This window comes from Halomonas sp. (assembly GCF_052095695.1).
GTDB lineage: Bacteria > Pseudomonadota > Gammaproteobacteria > Pseudomonadales > Halomonadaceae > Vreelandella.
The window spans coordinates 1-6629 of sequence record NZ_JBQDLQ010000130.1; the positions used below are offsets into that span (position 1 = coordinate 1).

Sequence of the window (6629 nt, forward strand, 5' to 3'; positions counted from 1 at the left end):
CGAGACGATTTACTCGCCGCGTAATGAAATTGCAGTTATTACTTGAAACCAAGACAAACAGAAACAAGCCTATCTTCATTAATATCGCTATAGCTTATAGCATTTTTTGTTATCAACTTTTGACGCGTTTTTCCCAAAGGTACCCAGCATGACGCAAACGACCGTTGCCGCTCTCCAAATCGGCTCACTCCCCTCAGGCAAAGCCGCTACACTCGATCTCATCCTCTCCTATGAGTCTGCCATTATTGAAGCGGGTGCCACCTTAGTGGTGTTGCCCGAAGCCGTACTCGGTGGCTATCCCAAAGGGGAGATTTTCGGCACTCGGCTTGGCTACCGGCTGCCCGAGGGCCGTGACGCTTTCGCCGCTTACTTTGCTAACGCAATTGATGTTCCTGGCCCTGAAACAGAAGCTCTTGCTGATCTCTCGGCGCGTACCGGGGCAACCCTCGTGGTAGGCATTATTGAGCGTGATGGCAGCTCGCTCTACTGCTCAGCGCTATTCTTCGACCCTGAACAGGGGCTTATCGGCAAGCATCGCAAGCTGATGCCAACAGGCACAGAACGATTGATTTGGGCTCAAGGTGATGGCTCCACCCTAACCACTGTGAATACCCAAGCAGGGACTGCAGGTGCCGCTATCTGCTGGGAAAATCATATGCCGTTGCTGCGCACCGCTATGTACGCCAAGGGGGTTGAAATATGGTGCGCCCCCACAGTGGATGAACGCGATGTCTGGCAAGCATCCATGCGCCATATCGCCCACGAAGGGCGCTGTTTCGTCGTTAGCGCCTGTCAGATCCAACCCTCTCCCGCCGAGCTTGGCATTGAAGTAGCAGATTGGGACAGCAATCGCCCGCTGATTCGCGGCGGCAGTCTGATCGTTGGCCCGTTAGGAGACGTGCTTGCAGGACCGATGCGCGAACAGGCAGGCTTGCTAACAGCGCAGGTAGATACCGCCCAACTCATTCAGGCACGCTATGACTTTGATGTTGTTGGGCATTACTCCCGCCCTGATGTATTCGAGCTAACCGTCGATGAGCGGCCAAAGCAGGGGGTCGTCTTTAATTGCTAACGGTCTGTGCCACTGGCAGACGTTACGTGGGTAAGATGAACTGCACCTATCCCAGGTAGCGTTAGCCATTAAACGCACCGCCAGGACATATGCGTAGTGACGCTCAGCAACTGACTGCCTAGTGATACTTAACAAATAGTTCGCAGAGTAAGTTTTATAGAGTTCTGAGTAAGTAGTCACTCAGAACTCTATGCTTTGTTACTATTTGCTCGACGGCCCCAGGAAACGCGTTTCACTAACACGCGTTACCGATGGTTCTTCCAGCGATGTAAAGCGCAGCTCAATGGGGTGGCTGGGTTGAGTCAAAACACCCTCATCGGCGCTGAGAGCAACCCGTAAGCGGCGAGTCTCGTTAGCCTCTACGTCAATGGTTTCCATGCCTTGTAAGCGCAGCCCTGGCAAGCCGGATGCCGTTAACACATAGCGGTGAGGATCGGTATCTTGATTGCGCAGCGTTACGTTGTAGTAGTTGACGATGCGTCCACTTTCGGTGCCTTCAAACAACGCTTGGCGATCTCGCGCAATATCAACATCAATGGGTACTCGGGTATTCAAGAAGCCAACGAGTAGCGCCACCATAGAGAGCAACGCCACAGCATAAGCGATCAGTTGAGGGCGCCAGAAACGGGTGCCTTTTCCCTCCAACGCGCGCTCCGTGGTATAGCGTACGAGGCCAAGCGGTTTATTAAGCCGTGCCATGACGCTGTCACAGGCATCAATACACGCGGCGCAGCCAATGCATTCGTACTGCAGCCCATCACGAATATCGATCCCTGTTGGGCATACCTGAACACACAGCTCACAATCGATGCAGTCACCAACACTGGATGTCTTAGCAGCTTTTTGATGATGATTACGGCGAGGCTCACCACGCGCAGCATCATAAGAAACAATCAGTGTATTAGCGTCGAACATTGCCGACTGAAAACGCGCGTAAGGACACATATGGAGGCAGACTTGGTGGCGTAGCCAACCCGCATTCAGGTATGTAAAAACCGTGAAGAAGCCGATCCAAAATAGCGCCCAGGGGTGCGCATTCAAGCTGACAAAGTCCACCACCAACGCTCTAATCGGCGTGAAGTAACCGACAAAGGCGATCCCCGTTGCCAGCGCGATCAGCAACCAAGCCGCATGTTTAGCGGTTTTGCGCCACAGCGTGTCAAAGGTACGTGATGCGTTATCACGACGTATGCGACGGTGCCGTGGCCCTTCCAAGCGATGCTCAAACCAGATAAACAGAAAGGTCCAAACGCTTTGCGGACAGCTATAGCCACACCACACGCGCCCCGCCGCTACCGTGATCAAAAACAAGCCAAAGGCGCACAGCACCAAGATCCAGGTGAGCAAGATAAAGTCTTGTGGATAAAACGTCGCCGCAAAAATATGGAACTCTTGGGCAGCAAGGTCAAACCATACCAGCGGCCGGTCCCCCCAATTAACCCATGGCAAGCCAAAATACAGCGCCATTAACAACCAGTTTGAGTAACGCCGGATGCGTTGAAAGAAGCCGCCAATTTCTCGCACATAAATATGCCCAAGCTTGGATGGCTTATTACTGGGTGGCTTGTTACTAGCAGGCTGATGACGGGAATCATTAGCAGAAGGCGAGTGGTATTCAACCGCTGCCTCAGTGGTTAGGTTTTGCAATGGAATGCGTTGCGTCATACCGATATCCAGAATAGAGGGAGTGGAGGTCATACGGTCGAGGGGCGTCGCCGATTATTAACCACCACTATCCCCACTACGCTGACTAACAAACAGGCGCAGTTTTAGATAAATATTGCGTATCAGTTGCGTCGAAACAGCTTATAAATTCACCTTCTGATATGCTTTTTATTAATGAATTTGAGCCTGTTTTAAATTTCCCACATGCGTCACAGTGGCATTTCCCTCTAGCAGAGAGTTTCACTTGTGCCACTTAAAACTGTGATGGAGTATCCTGGGGCTATCCTCAACGCACCGACGGTTTATCCCATGAAACGTTACGAACAATTTGCCGATGAGATCGCCACGTTGATTCGTCAGGGCGTGCTTGGCCCTGGGGAGCGAATTCCCTCGGTTCGCTAGGCCAGTCGTCACCATGGGATCAGTCCATCCACAGTGTTTCAGGCGTACTACCTACTCGAAAACCGTGGTCTCATCACAGCACGAGCACGCTCAGGCTATTTTGTGCGTGAACATGCTCGGCGCTTGCTGGGTGAGCCACGTGTGACGCTGCAGCCCACCGACCCCGCGGAAGTAGAAGTCAGTGAGCTAGTGTTCTCGGTGCTCGACTCACTGCAGGATGATCGAACGGTGCCTTTTGGATCAGCTTTCCCAAGCCCTGAGCTTTTCCCGCTTTCTCGGCTGAGCACCAGCATGACACGTGGTCTGCGCGAGCTTTCTCCTCAGCAGGTAGTGGCCGACATGACCACCGGGCATGTCGACCTGTGCCGACAAATCGCCCTGCGCTACATGCTGGGGGGAATTCAGCTTCCAATGGAAGAGCTGGTGATTACCAATGGCGCGATGGAAGCGCTCAACTTAGCCCTGCAGTGCGTGACCCAACCTGGCGATTTGGTGGCCGTTGAGTCCCCAGCGTTTTATGCCAGCTTGCAAGTATTGGAGCGGCTAAAACTGCGTGCAGTGGAGATTCCAGTGCATCCGCGCGAGGGTATCGACCTTGATGTGTTAGCAGAGCGATTGGCGTCGCTACCTATCAAAGCCTGCTGGTTTATGAGCCATCTGCAAAACCCGCTCGGCGCCAGCCTAAGCAATGAGCGTAAGCAGACCCTTTATCAACTATTAAAGCAGCACCAAGTCCCTATGCTAGAGGATGACGTGTATGCCGAGCTTTACTTTGGCAGCACGCCACCTGCCCCAGTGAAGGCGTTTGATGATGAGGGGTTAGTGATTCACTGCAGCTCTTTCTCGAAATGTTTGGCGCCTGGCTATCGCGTTGGCTGGGTAGCCGGGGGGCGCTACGCCGAAGCTATTTCAAGACTGAAGTTAATGACGACTATTTCGCCCTCCATTCCCGCGCAGGCAGCCATTGCCGACTATTTACAGCACGGGCGGCTATGACCGTCACTTACGTAAGCTCCGCCACGCTCTGGAAGCCCAACAAGGTAGTATGCTGGCGTCTGCAGACCGCTACTTTCCCACCCAAACGCGTATTACCCGCCCTGATGGCGGCTACTTTTTATGGGTAGAGTTTCCTGAAAAAGTTGACTCACTACGCTTATTTAACATGGCGCTCGACCACGGTGTTAGCTTAGCGCCAGGCCCCATTTTTTCTGCAACCCAGCAGTTCCGACACTGTGTACGCTTAAGCTATGGCCACCCGTGGACAGCACGCAGCGAGCGGGGCATGGAAACCCTGGGGCAGTTATTAACTCTTTTTTAACCCCCTTGTTTTAATCCTCCCTATTTTAACAGCCCTGTTTTAACAACTCGATTCTAGTAGACCGGTCACAACTTATTGCCGCCATGTTGCTTACCTCGTGGCGCTCTCAATCAACTGATATGGTTGTTTAATAAAAATCTGAGTCTGTTATGAAATACAGCAGACAATAGACTACTCCGATGAAGCCACACAGCGGCTATACCGGCCCGCTATTGAGTTAAAGAGGGTGGCTGTCACCGGAGGAAGCACCATGTTCGGAATTGAGGCCGTTGACCTGGCCAGAATTCAGTTTGCCTTTACGATTTCCTTTCACATTATCTTTCCTGCCATCACCATCGGGCTAGCCAGCTACTTAGCGGTATTAGAGGGTCTCTGGCTTAAAACCCAACGGGATACCTATCGCCTTCTTTACCATTTCTGGTCAAAAATATTCGCCGTTAATTTTGCGATGGGGGTGGTATCCGGCATTGTGATGGCGTACCAGTTTGGGACCCACTGGAGCGGATTTTCCGCCTTTGCAGGCAGCATCACAGGGCCCTTGCTCACCTATGAAGTGCTTACCGCCTTCTTCCTTGAAGCCGGGTTTTTAGGCGTAATGCTATTTGGCTGGGAACGTGTCGGCCGAGGCTTACACTTTTTCGCTACCTGTATGGTTGCACTCGGCACCATCGTGTCGATGTTTTGGATTCTCTCCTCCAATAGTTGGATGCAGACACCTCAAGGGCACGAAATTGTTAATGGCGCGGTGATTCCAGTTGACTGGATGAAGATTGTCTTTAACCCCTCGTTCCCCTATCGACTTGCCCATATGGCCCTAGCCGCCTTTTTGAGTACAGCCTTATTCGTCGCTGCCTCCAGCGCTTGGCTGCTGCTACGGGGTAAGCAGTCTGCCGAGGTACGGACGATGCTTTCCATGGCACTCATTATGCTGGCAATCACCGCTCCGCTACAGGCTGTGGTGGGAGACTTTCATGGCCTCAATACGCTTAAACATCAGCCTGCCAAAATCGCCGCTATCGAAGGGCATTGGGATAACAGCAGCGGCGAGCCCACCCCACTCATTCTATTCGGCTGGCCCGATATGGCGCGCGAAGAAACCCGTTTCAAACTGGAGATCCCTGTGCTGGGAAGCCTGCTGTTAAAACATAGTTTGACCGAGCAGGTGCCCGCCCTTAAAGAGTTCGCCCCACAAGACAGACCCAATTCGACCATCGTGTTTTGGAGCTTTCGCTTGATGGTGGGGTTGGGCGTATTAATGATTTTGCTTGCCATCGTGGGCAACATCCTGCGCCTCAAAGGTCAACTTTATGGCTCCCATAAATTTCTTATCTGCACCCTATGCATGGGGCCAGCAGGTCTGGTGGCACTGCTAGCGGGCTGGTTTACCACAGAAGTAGGCCGACAACCCTGGGTAGTTTACGGGTTATTAAGAACCACCGATGCAGCATCAGCGCACAGTGCTGTTCACCTCAGCATTAGCTTAACTATTTTTGTGGTGGTGTATCTGGCGGTTTTTGGCACCGGCGTTGTGTACATGATGCACTTGGTAAACAAAGGCCCAAGCGAGCCCTCCACACCTACGCTAGGCGGCCCGGGCCATCATCGCACGCCAGCTCGCCCTCTCTCGGCGGCCAATGAAACGCTGAGCACAACTCACTAATTAGAACGGGGTGCACTATGGGAATTGATCTATCACTCGCCTGGGCCATTATCATTCTGTTTGGGTTGATGATGTATGTAGTCATGGATGGGTTTGACTTGGGCATTGGCTTGCTCTTTCTGCATGTTCATAACGAGCAAGACCGAGACATTATGATGAACACCGTTGCGCCGGTGTGGGACGGTAACGAAACGTGGTTGGTGCTAGGCGGAGCAGGGTTGTTTGCTGCGTTCCCCCTCGCCTACGCAGTCGTGTTGGAAGCGCTGGCTATTCCGCTGATCGTGATGCTGCTAGGGCTGATTTTTCGCGGCGTCGCCTTTGAGTTTCGCTTCAAGGCCTCCCCCGAGCGACGGCATGTATGGGATAAAGCTTTCATTGGCGGCTCGCTGCTGGCAACGGCAGCCCAGGGCATTGCATTGGGTGCTTATATTCAAGGTATCGCTTTCGACGGCACTCACTACAGCGGAGGAGCGCTGGATTGGCTAACGCCATTCTCGCTATTTTGCGGTATC

At 52.8% G+C, this 6629-nt stretch carries 4 protein-coding genes and 1 pseudogene; 4 read left to right on the forward strand and 1 reads right to left on the reverse strand.

From position 1 onward, the window contains the following. The first annotated feature begins 148 nt into the window (after positions 1-148). Positions 149-1072, forward strand: a complete 924-nt coding sequence (locus tag ACTH5D_RS16790; protein ID WP_193059689.1) for a carbon-nitrogen hydrolase family protein — start codon at positions 149-151, stop codon at positions 1070-1072. A 201-nt stretch (positions 1073-1273) separates the two neighbouring features. On the opposite strand, the gene ccoG is transcribed toward ACTH5D_RS16790, so the two are convergent. Next, positions 1274-2737 carry a cytochrome c oxidase accessory protein CcoG gene (ccoG, locus tag ACTH5D_RS16795; protein ID WP_193059688.1) on the reverse strand — a complete coding sequence of 488 codons (1464 nt, stop codon included), beginning with the start codon at positions 2735-2737 and terminating at the stop codon, positions 1274-1276. Between the two features lie 309 nt (positions 2738-3046). Between ccoG and mapR the strand changes: the two are divergent. The 3 genes and pseudogenes from mapR to cydB all read left to right on the forward strand — a co-directional run. Then, a pseudogene (mapR, locus tag ACTH5D_RS16800) lies at positions 3047-4457 on the forward strand (GntR family transcriptional regulator MpaR). A 250-nt stretch (positions 4458-4707) separates the two neighbouring features. Then, a complete protein-coding gene (locus tag ACTH5D_RS16805) occupies positions 4708-6117 on the forward strand; it encodes a cytochrome ubiquinol oxidase subunit I (protein WP_193067621.1) in 1410 nt (469 codons plus the stop codon). Positions 6118-6134: 17 nt separating this feature from the next. Beyond that, on the forward strand, positions 6135-6629 hold a 495-nt coding region (gene cydB / locus ACTH5D_RS16810), incomplete at its 3' end, for a cytochrome d ubiquinol oxidase subunit II (protein ID WP_441673243.1).

What these genes read in the sequence shown, in the direction of transcription:
- ACTH5D_RS16790 (WP_193059689.1), top strand. Translation starts at nt 149, where the DNA reads ATGACGCAAACGACCGTTGCCGCTCTCCAAATCGGCTCACTCCCCTCA.
- ccoG (WP_193059688.1), bottom strand. Translation starts at nt 2,737, where the DNA reads ATGACGCAACGCATTCCATTGCAAAACCTAACCACTGAGGCAGCGGTT.
- ACTH5D_RS16805 (WP_193067621.1), top strand. Translation starts at nt 4,708, where the DNA reads ATGTTCGGAATTGAGGCCGTTGACCTGGCCAGAATTCAGTTTGCCTTT.